This is a genomic window from Paenibacillus sp. TC-CSREp1, from assembly GCF_050171015.1.
In the GTDB taxonomy this organism is placed as follows: domain Bacteria; phylum Bacillota; class Bacilli; order Paenibacillales; family Paenibacillaceae; genus Paenibacillus; species Paenibacillus silvae.
The window spans coordinates 108,375-127,876 of sequence record NZ_JBNOKM010000017.1 but is presented as its reverse complement, the minus strand read 5'-3'; the positions used below and the strand labels follow the sequence as shown (position 1 = coordinate 127,876).

Here is a 19,502-nt window from a genome sequence, read left to right as displayed (position 1 = left end):
ATATACTACAATGACAGAGGTGAAGTTTATGCAGCATAAACAAAATGAGCTATCTAAAATGCAAACTTTAAAACAAGAAACAGCAGACACTGTTTTATTCTCCATTGGAGAGACCGCGCAAATGATAGATTCTACAGTAAAAACGGTTCGTTATTATGATGAAATACAATTAGTAAAAGCATCCTTTGTAAATAACCGCGGGTACCGCTTTTACACAACTGAGGCCATATGGCGTCTACAGCTTGTTAAAACACTTCGTGAGCTAAGATTCGGAATTGATGATATCAAGAAACTGCTTTCCGGGGAAATATCGATGGAGACCTCCCTGGATTGGCAAATAGAAACGTTACAAACGGAGGTTCAAGCACTCAATGGCATGATTGCGATATTGAATCATGCCAGAAGTATAGTTAATGATTACAGTAAGGATTCCAAGACGAACCCCTCCCCTTTTCTTTCGCACATTCATGAATTAGTTCATATCCAGAAGCAAAATCAACAAAACAGACAGCAATTTATTTTAACCAAAATAGAAGAAATCGGTTTTATGTCAGATATTCCAGCAGAATGGCAAGATGCTTTTTTCCATTACTTCAACAAGTACATCCTTCATCCGGAAAACCTGTCTGCCAAGCAGCTCATGGCATGGAAGGAGCTAAAAGAGCTGATTAGCTCCCCTGAATTTATTGCTGATCTCCAAAGTGTGGAGTTTCTGTTTGTTAACATCGCTCAGCATCCAATTTACGAGACCAAGGAATGGGTCCGGCTCATGCAGAGTATTCAGAAACGATTAAGTACTGCGTTGAGAAACAACTACGAACCTCATAGCAGCTATGTTCAAGCCGTCGTTGACGATGCAATACAGCTATATTCCCATTCTAATGCGGCATCTAACAGCCAGGAGATTCTTCATATGATAGAAATCCATATCGACAAACTCGAAACCAAAAATTTCAAACGATCTGTTATGCTTTGCTCCATACTTAGTCCGGAATTTGAACAATTGTCCCAAAGAGACAGCTTATTATTTCGGGGCTTGAGATGGAAGCTTCAGCAGATTTAACCTGTAAGAAACATAGAGAAGCCAGTCACCGTGAACTGAAAACCATTGGTCAGAACAACATCTGACAACTCGGTTGCAGTTTAGAATGACTGGCTTTTTACTTCCAGCTTTTCAGCTTATTTCTCGCCTTTTTCTAACGTAAACAGCGTATGCTCGCCTATATTTTGATCAAGCAGCTTCAATGGCTCCTGCTTCAAAAAGTGATTAAAGAAATCCAGCGTGTATGCATTGATAATCGGATACGATTCCTTCAAGCTTATACCTCCCATCCATTCAAATAATGGCGAGGTCAGATACAGATCGGAGAAGCCCATATGCGACATATTACGCAGTGTTAGCCAGTAGTTTCCGCCATCTGTAATATGATCATATCGTTTGAACAAATCTGTCAAAGAGGCAGTGAGTGCAGGATCTTGAATATATTGCTCAAAATATCTGGATTGATCCGCACTCATCATAAGAAACGGTTTATTAAAGCCCCCCTCAGGTACTCGCAGCTTTCCATAAAGCACACCATCCATATTCAAAGCTGCCTTGATTCGAGGATCGGACATTAACATTTGTGTACTTGTTGCCCCGCCAAAGGAATGTCCAAACATTCCGATTCGCTGCAAATCCATTCGGCCTGTAAAACGATGATCTGGATCATGCGCAGCCAGTTTTTCCACCTGACCTAAAACAAATTTGGTGTCCTCTACCCATATTTTATTTGTTTGATCCATCATCTCGACCGTTTCATCCTGTCCTGGAGTAAAGTAAGTAACCGTACCGTCGGAAAATTGGGAAACCGTACTGTTATAAGTATGGTCAATACCTACAACAATGTAGCCGTAACTAGCAATTTCCTCAATTTGGAATGTATTTTGATTTTTATGACCATTCAAGCCATGTGAAAAAATCAAGACAGGGTAAGCTGCTTCTTGATCTGAGATGTCCACATTTTCAAGGGAATGTGTTTTTACATAGCGTATGCTGTTAAATAACGGCTTTGGCATATCTAATAGTCGATGATAGCCTTCTGCCAATAATGCCCCGTCTTGCACGTATGGGCTTATTTCTCCCTTTGAATCCTTATTAGCAGGGTACCAAATTTGTATCTTAAGTTTACGCTTATCACCATCTTTTGGAGTAAACGTTTCCTCTCTTGTTGCGTCTGTCCACTCGTAAGATGTGGTTCCTACCTTATAATTTCCTGTTGGCTCGGCAAAAGTAAAAACCGGCAGTAATATTGGCAGTGCTACAGCTACAAAAGCATAAATGACAGCTGCCATCATTCCAATGCTCCTTTTCATTACGCTTGATTTAGAGCTTTTTGGCAGTGTAGACCATGGGAGTCTAGCTCGCACAAGCATATAAAGAGGTACAACAGCCAGAGCGTAAGCAGGAATGAGCTGCCAACGCATGCCTTCCAGTATTCCTTGCAGAAGAATGACAATAACCGATATGCCAAGGCTAATAATTAAGCCTCGCTCCTTTTTCTCTTTTCCAACCAAAATCCATCCCAAAACCGCAATGTTCCATAGGATGACAATACCCTCCAGATTTCTCATATACCCAGCTCCTTTGTTGTGATGCCTAACTACTTAGAGCAAGTATATGGTCTCCTGTAAAGGGAGACTCAACCCCTGTTTTGAGCGATCACTCAGGCTATCCTTGATTGGTATAAGCAGAATCATACTGAACTCGCGCCTCTACAACTTGAGTGTAATGTTCTCTTCCCCACAGTCTTAACTCTTTCATGGGCTGAAGCAGGGTTTCCCCTAATATTGTTAGAGAATACTCGACAGTTATAGGTACTGTAGGTGTAATATGTCGTTGAACCAAACCATCACGCTCCAGCTTGCGTACCGTTTGGGTAAGCATTTTTTTAGATATTCCCTCAACCCTCCGCAGCATTTCTCCATATCTGATTTTACCGTTTTCCATGGCATATATAACAAGTGCAGTCCACTTGTCAGAGATAATGTCAAGAACTTTGCTATAGCCGCAATTGGATAACGAAATATCAGATTGTTTCGTTTTTGCTGAATGTGCCATATCGTTCCCCTCCTATGCACGCTGAAGTTCCCAGGACACTTTAAAGTGCCTACTTATATCATTTTATTTTTTGGATTACTGTATGTCTATACCAGGGGTTGCCCTGTACTATATTCCTTCGAAGGCAGGTAAATCACATGACAAACATAATTAACAAACGTCCCAAGTTATATGTATTGGATAACGGTCGAATGAGCATGGATAAAAACTGGATCATCTCCATGCATAATCCGGCAACCATCCATAATCCGAATGCCCAGACACAATTTGTTGAATTTCCAATCTATACGGTACTCATCGATCATCCTGAAGGCAAAATTTTATTTGATACCGCCTGCAACCCGAATTCGATGGGCCCTCAAGGCCGCTGGGCACAGTCGACCCAACTGTCGTCTCCGTGGGCAGCAAGCGAGGAATGTTACCTGCATAATCGTCTGGAGCAGCTTGGGGTTAGTCCGGAGGAAATCAGGTATGTCGTTGCCTCCCACTTGCATCTGGACCATGCAGGATGCCTCGAGTTGTTCACGAATGCGACCATTATCGTGCATGAACATGAATTTAATGGAGCGCTGCAGACCTACGCCCGTAATGAGAAGGAAGGAGCCTATGTGTGGGACGATATTGATGCATGGATCAAGAACCAGCTGCAGTGGAAAACAATCAAACCGGGAGAAGACAATCTCGAATTGGTAGACGGTATCAAAATCCTGAATTTCGGAAGCGGTCATGCATGGGGAATGTTAGGTCTCCAGATCGATATGCCAGAAACCGGCGGAATCATTTTGGCTTCCGATGCCATCTATTCTGCGGAAAGCTTTGGTCCTCCGGTTAAGCCACCAGGAATAATCTATGATCTGATCGGCTACCGGAACACCGTGGAGAAAATTCGCACTCTGGCCGCCAGCACGAATTCCCAAGTGTGGTTTGGACATGATGCAGATCAATTCAGCGGCTTGAGAAAATCCACTGAAGGATATTATGAATAACTCAGGCGTGGAAAAACTCCTACATTCACGCTAATAAATTGTTGGAAAAGAGCAGCTTATCACATTGATCAGCTGCTCTTTCCAGGCATATTCAGACAGCCAGAACGCTTAGAAAGGGAAGTAAATGGAGATCACTGTGCCCTTTGCCTTGCGATCCATGCAAACGACGCCGTTATGCTTTTCAACCGAGCTTTTTACAATGGACAGTCCTAATCCGGAACCACCGTCATTGCGGCGCGCCCGGTCTCCGCGTACAAACGGCTCGAATACCGAACCCAATAAGTCTTCAGATATCCCTGGACCATCATCCCCTACTGTCAAAAGCAAACCTTCCGCCCTTTCTTCCAAGCCAAGCCATGCATGCGCTCCGTGAGTATTGTACTTTAAGGCATTCGCGAGCAAATTATGAATGATTCTTCGGAATAATCCCTCATGAAAATGAAATAAAATGGGCTTATCAGGTATCGCAATATCTAAATGAATGCCTTTCTGCTCAAAGAAATCGTACATATCAGCCGCTTCTGTGCGGCATATTTCGGCCAGATCACCCTCTACTCGTTGATAAGAGAACGATTCGCTTTCGAGTTTGGTCAACTCCAACAGGTCATTAACGAGAGCGCCAATAAAAAGAGCTTTTCGATGTATGTACCCCGCATATTTTTTGCGCTGAAGATCGTGCTGCTCGAGTCCTGAACGCAAGACCTCCGCATATCCCTGAATGGTGGTAATGGGTGTCTTCAAGTCGTGCGAAATGTCCATAAACATGCGTGCACGGTCATTTTCCAACCGCCGCTTGTCTTCGCGAGCTTTTTGCAGTCTGGTTGTCATCCGGTTGAAATTCAGCTGAATTTCCATGAGTTCCTTATTGGCCTTGATTTGAAGGAGTTCCCCTTGCTGCTCTTCAGATACTGCCGCCAGTCTACTCGAGACGGCCTGGAGTGGGAGCGTTATTTTTCTGGCGGTAATCCAGCTGTATAACCAGAGAATAAGACAAAATGCTGCGGCAAATACAACCAACCCAATGACTATCAGTCTGAAGAAATAGGCAGTCTGTTCCCGATCGGTCCTGACCATTCTGCTTTCCTTCAAGATCCCCCCTCCGGGGATCGAAACTAGCAAATGATACTTTTCTCCTGTTTTCGTAAATTGCGGTGCAATGGAGTAATAACCTGAATCAGAAGACTCATAGAACAGACTTAACAGTTCTTCTTCTGTGTAACTTTTAGGATATTCTGCATCTGTACGTCCTCGAGTAAAAACAACCTGGTTATTTTCATCCAGAACCTGAACATAACCACCAAAAGACGCTGCGGTTTCATAGGGGATTTCTTCCCATTGGTCCCGAACCAGATTGTCCGCCTCCACCATGGGCAGAGTTTGATTCATATATTCATCCCGGGCATCGTACATAACGCTGTACACCAGATAACAAATCAGAGCAAACATGATGGTAAACCATACATAATTGATCATCAGGCTCGAATGCATGCTGCGCGTTTTCATGTGCTGCTCACCTGGCTGATCCATTTATATCCCAATCCCTTGATCGTCTGAAGATAGCGAGGATGCTTTGCATCGTTCTCAATCTTATCTCGAAGTCTGCTGATTTGAACCATAACGGTGTTGCTATCCTCAAGGTACGGCTCGTTCCATACCGCTTCATAGATTTGTTTCTTGGTATAGATTCGTCCCGGTGAATTCATGAACAGGTTTAACAGCCTATATTCCAGGGGCCCAAGCACAATGCCCTCATTTTCTCGGTAAAGCATGCAGGAAGCATGATCCAACTGTAAAGAACCGCATACGCTTCGAGCAGGCTTTATTTCAGCGGCAGGTTGAGCACCAAGCAGGTCATAATATCTCCGCAGCTGTGCCTGGATTCGTGCCACAACCTCAATCGGGCTGAACGGTTTCGCTATAAAATCATCCGCACCAAGCCCGAGTCCTGTAACTTTGTCTACATCCCCGGTTTTAGCCGAAATGATGATGACTGGCAGTCTCAGCTTCTCGCGTATACGGCTGATTAACTGATAGCCATCCATTCCGGGCATCATAATATCCACGAGTGCCAGGTCTATATGTTCCCGCTGAAGAAGGGCCCAAGCTTCTTCCCCGTTACTCGCTTCCCTCACAGCATAATTTTCCTTTACAAGGAAAATCCTCAGCAGTTCCACAATCTCTTCTTCGTCATCGACGATCAGGACTGTGCGTGTCATGTTTAGGTTATGATTCATCTCTGCATTCCTCCAAGCTATCTCCTACCATTACTATACATGGTTATTATCGGTTGAGGTTCTCTGCAATCCAATTGTAAGGATGATGTAAGATTGGCTACAGGATCTTTACAGTTATGTGTAGTAATTTTTAAATTACAATACATATTCCAGGAGGCTTTATGCGAAATATTGAAATGGTGCTTTTCATTGTTAATATGATTTTGCTCTTCGTTTGTGCATTCCTGCCTCTCCCCAAAAAGGCCCTGCTGCAAACGATAGGTGCCGGAATTTCGATGATATGTGCAGGAATCCAAATTCTAGTTGAAGGCTATCGCTGGCAAAATATTGCTCTATACGGATCAGCTTTAATTATCGGTTTGATGGCTTTCCAGTCGTATAGGGTTCGAAAATCAGGACAACCGATACAAAAATCATCTATATCAAAAACAAGAACGTGGTTGAAACAAGTGTTCATCGTTCTGGCCCTGGCTGTTTATATCGGCGCTGCAGCCATCTTGCCAACAATTTTGCCGGTCTTTGCCTTCTCAGAACCGACAGGCTCCTTTCCAGTAGGAACAACTACACTCTTCATGGAAGACGTGACGAGAGGCGAACCGGCAACGGACGACCCCGATGATCATCGGAAGCTCATGGTTCAGATATGGTACCCTGCTGAAGTTTCTTCAGAGGTACCAGACGCAGATTATATCGAGAATGTACCTGTCATGTTATCCGGAATTCGGGAAGCCATGTCTCTGCCGCCCTTTTTACTTTCTCAACTTCGTTATGTAAAAACACATGCCTATACAGATGCCAAAATTTCATCTGCACAAGAGCGTTTTCCTTTATTGTTGTTTTCTCCGGGTTTAACCGGTTTTCGTAACCAAAACACATTTCAAGTGGAAGAGCTGGCCAGCCAGGGTTATATCGTGGTGGGAATTGACCATCCTTATGATGCGGCAGCTGTTATATATCCAGATCAAACAACGGCTTTGCTCAAATTGGAAGGTTTATCGGGCTTTGAAGATTATAAAACGAAAATGAGTTATTGGGTGGATGACACCCAATTCGTTCTCGATCAGATCGAGGCCATGTCCTCGTCAGCAAAGTCGGGAATTCTCTCGGGAAAAGTGGATATGAACCAAGTTGGGGTATTTGGCCATTCGTTCGGAGGTGCAGCGGCAGCTCAAATGCTGATGAAGGATTCTCGGATTCAAGCGGCTCTGAATATGGACGGAGTCCTTTACGGCGGTTCCGTTCCCGAGCGAGGTTTCAATAAACCGTATTTACAGATGAATGCAGCGCAGAGCATCGACTACGAATGGTTTACGCAATCTCTGGATCAAGCCGTTGAAGCTTCCGGGTATGACCGGAAACATTATGAGCGATTTTGGGCTGAGTCTCAGGCAAGACGCAAAAGAGCAGCTGTGGGAAAGGATGCTTACTTTGTCGTTTTTGACCATGCCAATCATATGAGTTTTACGGACTTTTATCTATTCTCCCCATTACTGCCGCCGGGCGGGGCCGAGCCAAGGCGTGTACAGACCTGTATTAATGAACTGTCGATTGCATTCTTTGATAAATACCTGAAAGGAAAGCAGGAAATCCATATGGAAGAATTCATCAAAGACAGGAACAATATCACTTTGCAAAAGCCATAAAAGGAAAGAAAGCATACATCTTCCATCGATGAATGCTTTCTTCCTTTTTTTTTATTTTGTATTGATTTCATCTATTCATCTATTCATCTGTTTCTTGTTATAATACGTCTCTATCACTTGATAAATAGATTCACTTTTGATGGGTTTACTAATGTAATCATCCATTCCTGCCTTCAAGCATCGAACCCTATCCCCTCTTAGAGCATTTGCAGTCACTGCAACAATATAAGGACATTTTTCAGAAGACAGATTCTCTTTGATTGCTCGAGTCGCTTCAAATCCATCCAAGTTTGGCATGTGCACATCCATAAACACAATATCATATGCATTCCGCTTGACTGCCTCAATAGCTTCTTTTCCGTCCACGACATGATCTACGAAGTGTCCCTTTTTTTCAATCATTTTACTAAGGACAAGCTGATTCATTTCATTATCCTCAGCAATCAGAATATGGAGAGGGGTGCCTCTGCTCATTTGTTGAGAGAACTCTATGCGTTGGTCAACTTCCCCACTGTTCATTTTAAAGCAGGCTGTGAATATAAACGTTGTGCCAGGTTCATCTGAATCCTCAATCCATATATCTCCATGCATGAGTTCTATCAATTTTTTGCTGATCGCCAGTCCCAATCCCGTTCCTTGCGTTTTGCGTGTCAGAAAGTTGTCCAATTGATAGAATGGCTCAAATAATTGCTGCCGTCTCTCTGCTGGAATCCCCACTCCCGTATCTTTGACCTTAAACTTGAGATACATGTTTTCCTCACATTGCTCTTTAACTTTTACTTCAATGTCTACGCTGCCTTCCGGAGTAAACTTCACAGCATTACCGATGATATTAGTAAGTACTTGTTTTAAACGAGATGCATCACCATACAGCGGAACTGGAAGCATCTCATCCATACAAATATGAATATCTAACTTCTTTTCGCGGATCAAAGGTTTTACGATTTGCACCGTTTCTGTCACAATTTCTTGAAGATCAAAAGGATCAACTGCTAAATCGGTTTTCCCGGACTCGATCTTGGAAAAATCAAGGATGTCATTGATAATCGTAAGCAAGGAATCTCCACTTTTTTGAATAATCTGTATATATTCCTCTTGCTCCTGGCTCAGTCCCGGGGTATCTAGAAGAAGATCTGTCATTCCGATCACACCATTCATAGGTGTTCGTATTTCATGGCTCATCATCGCCAAAAAATCGCTTTTCGCCTGATTCATCCTTTCAGCTGTTTCTTTGGCAACGAGAAGCTTTTTCTGTTCCGTAATGTCCTTAGCTATTAAATAGTAACCGACATTGACATTATTAATAATAATTGGAGCAAGAGTTGCCAATACTTCCGTTTCGCGGCCGTCCCTGTGCCAAACAGTGTTCATTTTCTTCTCAGCCAAATCATAGCGACTCCGCAGAATGAGGCCCAGATTACTGGCTCCAATAAATCTTCCTATACTTTTCCCAACCATTTCGTTTACTGTACAACCTGTCATCTTTACGGCTGCAGGATTAGCGTTAATAATATTTCCACTCATGTCGAATGAAATAATAGCGTCATGATTATATTTTTTGAGCGAGGTGTAACGTTCAATGGTTTCTTGAAGCCTGAATTCGACCTGCTTCTGTTCGGTAATATCCTGAAGTACACCTTTTAACTCTCTGGGCTGTTGGTGTTCGTTATAAATGATTAGCCCACGTAATTGAATATATTTTACTCTGTCTTTGGACCGAGCGTATTGAAATTCAAAAACAAACGGATCTCTTTGCTCTGCGTCTCTTATTTTTTCTCGCAAAGATGCTGCATCTGCAGTACTCATTACCTTATAGATATCTTTTGCGCAATAATATTGGTTTGTGCGGTCAAGTTCAAAGATTTCCAGTACCTGTTCAGAAATGGTGATCTGATCATGAACTACATCCCATTTCCAACTTCCAATCTTCGCCAAGCGTTCGGCATTTGCTCTAATGCGTTCACTGTGCGAAAGTTTCCGTTCAGCTCGGATGCGATCAGTGATATCTACAATAAAGCAAATGAAGTAATCGGGTTCAGACGTTTCTTCGTCACTGACTGGAGTTACATGAAATGAACACCATAATTCTTCGCCATTCTTTTTAATGCAGCGCCTTTCATATATGTTTTCTCTTACTTTGTTATCCAAAAGTCCAGCTTCTTCAGCATTATCCTTCAAGGAATCCTCCGGATGCGTTAAATCCTGACAGCGGAGCTCCATCAATTCTTCACAAGTGAAACCGGTCATATGGCAAAAAGCAGGATTCACTTTCAGCCAATTTCCTGCCGGAGCTATGAGAGCAACTCCAATCGGTGTTTGGTTGTATACTTGCTCGAAGAATTCGTGATGATTAACCCTCTGAACCGGCATTGAAAGCTCTCCCCTACACTTCATTTTATGATATAAAATCATTTTCCCAAAAACATTATTCTTTGTAAATCAAAATTAAACGGATAACACGTTTTTAGACTAGTACTTCGTTATCTCATATCCAATTTAATCTCCATTAATTGACAAGATGAAACTTAATTTAGCATTGGACTACATTCTACTTCTCCATTTTACGATAAATAGTATAGGTTTATATATAATTATGCTTTATTTACTTCCGAGGGGGAACAAAACGTGAAACACATGCGCAACAAAAGAATGGATTTACGCCTCAAACTCTACTTGATCATACTCGTTCCGTTGTTGGCTATGGGCGGTTTGATCCTGTGGGCCACGATCCACTCCAGTGAAAATGCCTCATTAATGACGATGCAGTATAACAACCAGCAGCTCGCAGTGAATATCGCTGCCCAACTGGGTGAGGAATCGACATCAATCAGGTCCTTATATACAACTTCTTCAGAGCAAAGTTCCGAATACAAAAAGTTAAGGGATCAACTCATTCAAGCTCGTCATCAATCAGGTGCTCTATATGTTTATATGTATAATAAAACATCCGATGGATGGATCTACACAGTGGACGGAGCAGATTGGGGAGATGCGGAATACAGTTCTTACGGGACAACATTTGAACTTGATTCCCAGATTCTAGAACGCTTGGCACGTGGCGAAGTAGTAACCACTGGCATTGTAGACGTCCCCATTTGGGGACAACTGATGTCCTCTTTTACATCCATTAAGGATTCGCAAGGTGTAATTACAGGGTATTTGGGCATTGATGTCTCTGCTGCTGAAGTTAATCACGTTTCCGCAACGACGCTGAACAATACGTATCGTAGTGTTATTCCTATTTTTGTAGTTGTTCTTGTTTTATCACTGTTAGTGATGCTCTTTGTCGTAAGAGGTATCCTCCGCCAAGTAAATGATATTAAGTTAAGTCTGGATCAGGTATCGAATGGAAATCTAAACATTGTATCCAGACATATGACGAATGATCAGCTTGGTGACATCAGTAACTTAATTAATGTTATGGTGAATCAATTAACGAACATTTTGAACGGAATACAACAAGGCTCCAGCATGCTGCAGCAATCCTCAAAAAAAATTGCAGGAGCAGCCCTGACAAACCATCGTCAGTCTGAGGAGCTTTCCAGAGCCATCGAGGAAATTGCCATAGGTTCCATGAAACAAGCTGAAGAGACAGAGCACTCCGTCCAGCATTCAGAGAATCTTGGCAATATTATGAATGAAGTCGGTTCTTATGTGGAACAGTTCACTGGTACATCCGAGCAGTTATCTGCATTGCAAGTACAAGTGACACGTCAACATGAGGTTCTGCTTGAAAAGAGCCGTGAGAACGCCAAACTTGTTGAGGATCAGCATAATATTTCCAAGTTGCTGACGACTCGTTCAGAACTCGCTGCTTCCATCAGTGGACAGATTTACAACATTTTAAAACAAACTCAAATCTTATCGTTAAATGCTTCAATTGAAGCGGCTCGTGCTGGTGAAGCGGGTAAAGGTTTTGGAGTTGTTGCTAATGAGATGGGACAGCTGGCTCAGCAATCCGAACGTTCGATTCAGGAGATTGATGGCATACTGAGTTCATTTGTTCAAGAAATCCACCGCATGGAAGCTCATCTTGATACCAATATGTTGGCTGTCAAGGAGCAGGAAGAACAAATCGCTGAATGTCTTCAAAGCTTCAGACAAGTAAGCCAGTTATCCACTGAAGTGCGCGAGCTTGCTCATCGTTTGGAAAGTCGCACGATCCATATGCAATCCATTCGCCAGGAGGTAGAGCAGCATTTGAGTTACATTGCTTCCGCCACCGAGGAAACTTCAGCCATGTCCGAGGAAGTGTCTGCCAGTGCCGTGGAACAGCAACGTTCCGCCAATGAGTTATCAGACATTTCAGGACAGCTGACCCTCCTTGCTGACAACCTCAAATCGTATTCAGATCAATTTCAGATTGCATCTCACAAATCAGATGCGGATTAGAAAGAAAAACCTGCAGCCTGTTGGAAAACAGGCCGCAGGTTTTTTTTTCGTGCGAGATAAGGGATATCGATCTTTCCTTATAAATTCAACTCTTAAGTTACGATTTAGAAGCCTGTTGAGCTATGATTGTTCGATTACGTCCTTCCTGCTTTGCCTGGTATAATGCATTGTCTGCTAATTGAAAAAGTTCAGTCGCTGACAACGAGTGAAGAGGAAACTCGGTGATGCCGGCGGATATTGTAACCAAATGATCAGTAACCAGAACACTCTCTTTTACCGATATGCGAATGTATTCTGCTATTAGATAAGCCATCATTGAATTGCTATCATGCAGCAATATAACGAACTCTTCACCACCAAAGCGGGAGCAGATATCTTCTGGTCTGACAGATGACTGAATTAACTGGGCTATCTTTTTTAGAACCTCGTCTCCAACGGAATGACCAAAAGTATCATTTATTATTTTAAAGTGATCAATATCGAGCACAATCATGGCAAAGGGAGCTTCATCCTGAATCCATTGCTGAATGACTTCTTCGAATGTTCTACGATTATTCAGGCCAGTTAACACATCCGTTCTCGCATCAATCACTAACTGATTTGTTTTGTTTCTGAAAATTTCCATAAATGCAAAAATTTTAAGATTGAGCATGTTTGCTTCTCTGTTCCAGTGTGGTTTCACAGGAGGCAGCTGCGTTTGCCCTGCGGCCACTTGGTTTATGAGATTAGTCAGAAATACAAAAGGTTGGGTTAGTTTTCGAGCGACCCTTAAAACAATCAAGATCAATATTATAAACGGGCCCAAGGTGTAGAGCAACAGCAACTCAATTTGGCGGTTTAACTGATCAAATACGGTTTGGGTCGGGGTAACGATAACGATGCCCCAATCGTTCGCTGGAACTTTGTAATAGCCAGCAAGCGAGTCGACATCTGATAGATTGACATATCGTTCTTTCCCGGACTGATCCTTTATTAATTTCTGCACGACTTTATTCTGGCTGATATCTTCCCCGATAAGGTTGATATTCGGATGAAAAAGCAATGTTCCTTTATGATCAACAATAAAAAAATAAGATCCATCGCTTCTTTTCAGTTGGTTTCCAAATGAAAGGTTCAATATGTTTTTTTGTTGCAAAAGTATGCTTCCACTTAAGATACCTTTATACTTCCCCTCCTTATCAAAGATGGGTTCACTGAGAAAGATAATTCTGTTTTTTGTATATGGTGTAATGTAAGCTTCCGATATGTAGGAGGCTCTGGCCTTAATTGCAGCTTTAGCATCTTCTGAACGAATATGTTTACCCACACTGACCAAAGAATACGGAGACATGCTTAATAGAAGTCCCGTCTCATCGGTCAAGGCTACGCTATTAAAATAGTCACTGCTATTCTGAATCAAACTGAGTGTGTTATTCAGCTTCAACTTGTGTGTGAAATCGGTATCTTGAAGATGAGAGGCACCGTACTTCAAACTTTGTTGCATCGACTGGAATAGTAAATCCAGGGTCTGACTCATCTGGACTGCGCTTTCATAGTTCAGCGCAAGAACGTTATTGATAAGGGACTGCTTCTGTGAAGTATATGAGGAGATAACCATGATCGTCAGGGTCATCAGAGTTGAAATGATAACCAGTCCACTAAGTAATGTGGTAAGGCTGATTTGTTTAAGATTATTGATCTCTGTACGCAACCTGTTTTTTTTGTTCTGTATAGTCATTTTGCTTCTCCCGGTTTACTAAAACGATTATATTTATAGTTTATAATATAATATTTCTTGTTGAACATGGATTAAAAAAGCATGCTAATCATACCATTTTTGAAGACTATAAAGATAGCCAAGTCACTGTTTCATGTTCGCTGTTCTTCCCGTAAGAGCAAACATCTACCCTCGATCAGCACGTTGACGTTGTGAAATACGTCCTTATAGGTGTCCTCCGTTTCGAAGCGTACCCGATGGTTTTTATGGTCAAGTTGTATTATTCCGTATTGAAGTCACCGTATTGAAAAACTTTTACCACGTCAAACGAGGAGTATAGCTCTAACGGGTCTTGTAGAAAAAACAGAACAGACTTAAGTCCAGTATCTCTTCCACCCGCAGCCCAGGGCTGCAATCCGTCCTTGGGCAGGTGTGTATTTGATCCTCAATTGGTATATTTTTTGAGGTAAAATATTATTTAGTTGGAAGGGGAACGGGTAAGTGAAAGTTTTACTGCGCATTTTTATGTATGTTTTTGTAGTTATCATTATTGTGGGAGGAGCAGGTGCGTTCGGTTTCATTCATACATCCAATGCTGGAATGTCCTTATATAATCAAAGTAATCCTCCTGCACTGGATCAGGTAAAGATACCTGCATATGATGCTAACAAGCCAACGGTAGCTGTTTTACTGTCTAATGAAGTAACGGAAGTTTTTGATTTTCTAGTCCCGTATGAGATGTTTGCTCTTACAGGAAAGTACAATGTATTCAGTGTTGCACCGGATTCGGGAATCAAATCATTAACCGGAGGCTTGGATGTCATTCCCCATTATTCTTTTGCTGATATGGACCAAATGCTTGGCAAAAGTCCAGATATTATCGTTATCCCTTATATGCCGATCCTGGATGAGAAAAAATATGCTCCCGTCCGTGAATGGATTCGCAAGCATTCGAGTGAACAAACGATTCTATTGTCCATATGTAATGGCGCAGAGAATCTCGCCGATACCGGATTGCTGAACGGTAAAAGTGCTGCGACACACTGGGGAGACATTCAACGTTTGATTAAAAGTTACCCGGAAATTCAGTGGGTAAAAGATCAGCGTTATGTTCCCCAAGGTAACATTGTCTCTTCAGCTGGTCTTACATCCGGAATGGATGCAACCCTCTATGTCATTTCGCAGCAGTTAGGTGAGGCAACCGCGAAGCAGGTAGCGAATGAACTCAATTATCCTTCCTACCATTATGTCATTGATCCGAAAATGGAACCTTTCACAGCAGGATTGAGTGATATTACGTACATTTTGAATCAATCCTATCAATGGAACAAGACCAAAGCAGGCGTACTGCTATATCCAGGTGCAGATGAATTAGATTTGTCCGCTGCCTTTGATACCTATGGAGCATCTGGAACAACGACGACTTTAACGATATCACGTGAAAATCAACCGATTGTAACCAAGCATGGCTTGAATTTGGTTGCGCGTTATCAGATGAACGAAGCTCCCTCTCTATCCAAGATGATTGTGGTTGGCTCTCAAGCTGAGACAACTGCTGCTAAGGATATCGGGCAATGGAAACAATTGAATAACGATACCGAACTGTTATTGTTACACAAAAATATGCAGGGAAGATTTGCAATGGATCCTGCGTTTGAAGATTTATCTAAACAAGAAGACGTCATGACTGCTCAATTTGCTGCCAAACGTCTCGAATATCGTGCGACAGACCATCTAAAACTGGAAGGAGCCCCTTTCTCTAAGGAATCGTTTGGGATACCCGTTTTACTTGTTGTGCTATCACTGTTGGCAGGTTATTTCCTGGATCGGCGATTATTTGTTAAAAAGCGAAAGTAGCTTGGGGAGTTCGCATCGCATATAGGTAGACCTTACAACTCAGAATGAAAGCTGTCTTCATATAATCCTTTTCTAGGTATTCAACCGGTACAAGTTCATGTTCTTGACTCTGGACACGAACTTGTACCGATAGATAAAAATGCCGCTGAAATAGCGACTTCAATGTGCATAAGGGCATTTTTCCTCTTAGTCAATTTTAAAAGCAATGTAAAAACTCCAATCCCTCATTTTCGATATCATGCCAGTGAGAAACACTCGTTTATTGACTTGTCTTCCCTCCTATATTCAATCACACCTTAAACAAATCACCGTTAGACGTAGTCACTATTTTCAGTTCTATATACTGCGTTTTTAAACTTTTATAGTGATATTAATATTTTAACATTACTTGACATGTGAATAGATTATCGGTATAGTGTGAATCAATTCTCAATACACCTTAAGGAGTAATCTATGCCAAAACATTCGTTCTTTCGTTTAGATGAAGCAAGGCGTGAAGAAATATCTAATAGTGCTATGTATCTTTTTGTTGATCATCTTTACGAGGATATAACGATGAAGATGGTTTTCGATCGTTTGTCTATGCACCCTGGAACATTTTATCGATATTTTGAAGACAAAGATGATCTTTATTGTCTCTTAATACGTAATGTTTCCCAGAAAAGAGCTGCCTATTTTAAGAACAATAATGGAGATTTCCTTAACCGGTTTTTCCTTACAAGCTTATTTGGTAACGCTAATGAGGTGGTGACCGAGCCGCTGAATGAGCTGGAAATCAAACTCACTGAAACATTTTTAAAAATTCCTGAGAACGTTTTGCTTAAAGTGTATCTGAATGTGCTAAAGGGCGAATCATTTCCCTTAATCAAGGACATTTTACGCCGAATGAGGGTTGATGGATATCTCCGACCTGATCTTGACGACGACCTGATTTCTTTTATGTTTGAGTCCATGCAGTTTAATTTAGTCATGTTTTTCAGAGAATTCGATATTAAGGATGCAACGCTGCAGCACAAGATTAGCAAATACTTTGCTGACTTTATGGGGCATGGGCTGCTTGAAGATCATAAATATGCTGAAATGGTTAGTGATCTCAAGAAAGCCAAGGAGTAGATAGGACTTTTATGAATCTAAGGGGGAACAAGAAAATGAAAACGTATGACTCATTTCCAGAACCCATTGGCAGCTATACGGTCGGTCGAACCCAGATGGATTTCGAGTATCTGGCATCCGATCACTCCAAAAGAGAACTGACGGCATTTGTGTACTATCCTTCTGACAGTAGTGAAGGTAAAACGACATCAACATATATGTTTCCTGAAGTGTACAAAATGTTTAATGAGCAGCCTCTTGTCACTGCATATCTTGAAGGGAAGGATTTTTTCTCTATAGATATCAGGACCCAATGTTATGACGACCTTGCTCTCTCCGAAAAACAGAAGCGTTATCCGGTTTTGTTCTATGTTTGCGGCGGTGGCGGTTCTCCGGAATGGGGTACCGTGCTCTGCACAGACCTGGCAAGCATAGGATATGTAGTGGTAAGCATCGGCCATCAAAATAGCACGATGTATAAGCGTAAAGATGGGCGCCTGTTTAATGTATCCAAGGATTTTTCGGATGTCATTATGGCGTTTTCTGAAGATCCGGAGATGCTGGCGTTAGCTGGCAAAATGGAGATGCGGCCTGATGACGAAACGGCCATTGCGATGTGCCGTAACGTGCTTGCACTGCCGATCCTTGCCAAGTTAACGGAGTATAGTAAATTACAGGCAGAAGATGTAAGAAACGTGGCCGATTATCTTTACAAACTGGACGCTGGAGAGTTCAATTCCATCTTTAAGGACAGATTGTTTCTAGACATTGGTATGGGCATCGTCGGACATTCATATGGAGGGCCTACGACGGCGATAGTTTGCCGGGACGACGACCGGTTCGTTTGCGGCATTGGCCTGGATAGTGGTGCGTTTGGACTTCTTGACAGCGACCTTAAAAAAACCTTCTTGCTCCTGTTTTGTGAACCGAACTATAACATGAATGCGATTATTGGTGCTAACAACAGCATGGAAACCTATTATTTCTCTATTGATCGTGTTGCACATTTAGATTACTGCGACATCGTGTTTACCCATGTTAATTCGGAGCTCAGAGGCGAACGGGATGCTATGGAGATGCGAAATCTTGTTACAGATTATACAAAGATTTTTTTTAATCAGTACATACTGCAGAAGGCTGCAAATGTTGAAAGCCTGGCATATGATGGCGTGAACTTGATCAAGAAGACCAGCAAGAAGTAACATAACTGAGAGATTGCTGATAAACTCAAGTAATTATATTTTTTGAAGCTACAACAAATAAAGGCAGCCGATCATGGTGATCATCACTGCCTTTTTTGGTTTGTATTCTTTGTTTTTTTATTCTATTTTTCCCTTTGAAAAAGGCTTCTATTAATCAAAAGGTAGTGCAGGTAATTCATCTATTTTCAAACGTAATAAACTATAAGGTTTTTTGCGCAGGTCTTTTCCATAATGAAATCTTGCCTGTCTATGTAATTAGTTCACAATTACATATAAGTATTGATCCGGCCCAATAGAAAACGTATCTGGCCATAAAATTCGGGGATCATGGGCAATGGTTTCCATGACTCCATTTGGCAATATCTTTCGAATGCTATCGTTCTCATAATCTCCAGCATAAACATTTCCTTTCGCATCCGTGATCATGCCATCCGATGCACCCTTCTCTCCCCAATACTGCACAAAATCACTTAACTTGAAATCCGGTATTGCTCTGTCTCTTAAAGATTCTGTTGAGATCGAGTATAACTGGCGGCTGCTTAACGGACAATAGAATAACGTTTTTCCATCAGGGGAAATGGCTATACCATCAGAGGCCAATCGAAAGGGAGATGTCGAACCATCTGCGTTTCGATTCATCAAAATTCTACCTTCCACTTTCGGTATAAAATACGGATCAGGTGAGGTTGAGCTTGCTCCATTCAACCGTCTATACGCATTTCCGTTTTCTAAATCCACAACGATAATAGCGCCTGGACCGTTGGAAGAAGAATCGGTTATATATGCGTAACCTGCTTTACCTACACGAAAGTCAAATCGGACATCATTCAGATACGTTGTCGGCAAGACTACATCCTCTGCAAATGTATATACCTTTCTTATCGTATTTGTTTTTAGATCTAAAGCAACTAATTTTGCCCCTCCCTTAATAGGCTCAGAAAAATTTGGTGCAGCCGGATCCAGGACCCACAGGGTTCCCCTTCCATCTGCAACTACACTTTGCACACTGATGAAGGACATCGTGATATTCGAAGGATTGAACAAATTCGTTTCTAAATCAGGATAAGGCTGCAACTGCCCCTCAACAATTTCCGCTACCGTAAATCTGACATCATCTCCCCATTTCGGAAAACAGATAAAAATACGTCCGGTTTCGGATACACTAACGCCTGTGGGCATAGCCCCATAAAATGAATGAACGAGTTCCAACTTACCAAAATATTCTTCCATAGGTAACATAGGTTTTATGATGTCCTCCTTAACCATAGTTGAATAGATATTACCTATAATATGTTCAAGA

The 19,502-nt window shown here is 41.9% G+C and carries 13 protein-coding genes and 1 pseudogene; 7 read left to right on the top strand and 7 right to left on the bottom strand.

Annotation, left to right across the window (positions count from 1 at the left end):
• Positions 1-10: 10 nt before the first annotated feature.
• Positions 11-1,063 carry a MerR family transcriptional regulator gene (locus tag ACQSGY_RS24335; RefSeq protein ID WP_427181285.1) on the top strand — a complete coding sequence of 351 codons (1,053 nt, stop codon included), beginning with the start codon at positions 11-13 and terminating at the stop codon, positions 1,061-1,063.
• A 116-nt stretch (positions 1,064-1,179) separates the two neighbouring features.
• Here the strand turns inward: ACQSGY_RS24335 and ACQSGY_RS24330 are convergent, their stop codons facing one another.
• Together ACQSGY_RS24330 and ACQSGY_RS24325 are read right to left on the bottom strand one after the other, a co-directional pair.
• A complete protein-coding gene (locus tag ACQSGY_RS24330) occupies positions 1,180-2,556 on the bottom strand; it encodes an alpha/beta hydrolase family protein (protein WP_427181284.1) in 1,377 nt (458 codons plus the stop codon).
• A gap of 154 nt (positions 2,557-2,710) precedes the next feature.
• The gene (locus ACQSGY_RS24325; RefSeq protein ID WP_427181283.1) at positions 2,711-3,100 is read right to left on the bottom strand and encodes a winged helix-turn-helix transcriptional regulator; all 390 of its coding nucleotides are present in this window, start codon (positions 3,098-3,100) and stop codon (positions 2,711-2,713) included.
• A gap of 137 nt (positions 3,101-3,237) precedes the next feature.
• On the opposite strand from ACQSGY_RS24325, the gene ahlS reads away from it, so the two are divergent.
• A complete protein-coding gene (gene ahlS / locus ACQSGY_RS24320; protein WP_427181282.1) occupies positions 3,238-4,086 on the top strand; it encodes an AhlS family quorum-quenching N-acyl homoserine lactonase in 849 nt (282 codons plus the stop codon).
• A 108-nt stretch (positions 4,087-4,194) separates the two neighbouring features.
• Here ahlS and ACQSGY_RS24315 read toward each other — a convergent pair whose 3' ends face one another.
• Positions 4,195-5,589: an ATP-binding protein gene (locus tag ACQSGY_RS24315; RefSeq protein ID WP_427181281.1), complete on the bottom strand. Its 1,395-nt coding sequence runs from the start codon at positions 5,587-5,589 to the stop codon at positions 4,195-4,197.
• Positions 5,586-6,302, bottom strand: a complete 717-nt coding sequence (locus tag ACQSGY_RS24310) for a response regulator transcription factor (RefSeq protein WP_427181302.1) — start codon at positions 6,300-6,302, stop codon at positions 5,586-5,588. The genes ACQSGY_RS24315 and ACQSGY_RS24310 overlap by 4 nt, the downstream gene beginning before the upstream one ends.
• 179 nt (positions 6,303-6,481) lie before the next feature.
• On the opposite strand from ACQSGY_RS24310, the gene ACQSGY_RS24305 reads away from it, so the two are divergent.
• Entirely contained in the window at positions 6,482-7,963 is a 1,482-nt protein-coding gene (locus tag ACQSGY_RS24305) for an alpha/beta hydrolase family protein (protein WP_427181280.1), read from the top strand.
• 75 nt (positions 7,964-8,038) lie between these two features.
• Here ACQSGY_RS24305 and ACQSGY_RS24300 read toward each other — a convergent pair whose 3' ends face one another.
• Complete coding sequence (locus ACQSGY_RS24300; RefSeq protein WP_427181279.1) at positions 8,039-10,333, bottom strand: PAS domain S-box protein; 2,295 nt, start codon at positions 10,331-10,333, stop codon at positions 8,039-8,041.
• Between the two features lie 264 nt (positions 10,334-10,597).
• Here ACQSGY_RS24300 and ACQSGY_RS24295 point away from each other — a divergent pair, with 264 nt between their 5' ends.
• Positions 10,598-12,355, top strand: coding sequence for a methyl-accepting chemotaxis protein (locus ACQSGY_RS24295; RefSeq protein WP_427181301.1), 1,758 nt, complete (start codon positions 10,598-10,600; stop codon positions 12,353-12,355).
• Positions 12,356-12,452: 97 nt separating this feature from the next.
• Here ACQSGY_RS24295 and ACQSGY_RS24290 read toward each other — a convergent pair whose 3' ends face one another.
• Positions 12,453-14,072 (bottom strand): sensor domain-containing diguanylate cyclase, encoded by a 1,620-nt coding sequence (locus tag ACQSGY_RS24290; protein ID WP_427181278.1) that lies wholly within the window; start codon positions 14,070-14,072, stop codon positions 12,453-12,455.
• Positions 14,073-14,552: 480 nt separating this feature from the next.
• Between ACQSGY_RS24290 and ACQSGY_RS24285 the strand changes: the two genes are divergently transcribed.
• The 3 genes from ACQSGY_RS24285 (at position 14,553) to ACQSGY_RS24275 (ending at position 18,202) form a co-directional block, all read left to right on the top strand.
• Positions 14,553-15,908 (top strand): DJ-1/PfpI family protein, encoded by a 1,356-nt coding sequence (locus ACQSGY_RS24285; RefSeq protein ID WP_427181277.1) that lies wholly within the window; start codon positions 14,553-14,555, stop codon positions 15,906-15,908.
• A gap of 453 nt (positions 15,909-16,361) precedes the next feature.
• Entirely contained in the window at positions 16,362-17,021 is a 660-nt protein-coding gene (locus tag ACQSGY_RS24280) for a TetR/AcrR family transcriptional regulator (RefSeq protein WP_427181276.1), read from the top strand.
• A gap of 35 nt (positions 17,022-17,056) precedes the next feature.
• Positions 17,057-18,202, top strand: coding sequence for a choline esterase (locus ACQSGY_RS24275; protein WP_427181275.1), 1,146 nt, complete (start codon positions 17,057-17,059; stop codon positions 18,200-18,202).
• Between the two features lie 150 nt (positions 18,203-18,352).
• On the opposite strand, the pseudogene ACQSGY_RS24270 reads toward ACQSGY_RS24275, so the two are convergent.
• Positions 18,353-19,468: pseudogene (locus ACQSGY_RS24270) on the bottom strand (L-dopachrome tautomerase-related protein).
• Positions 19,469-19,502 lie beyond the last annotated feature (34 nt).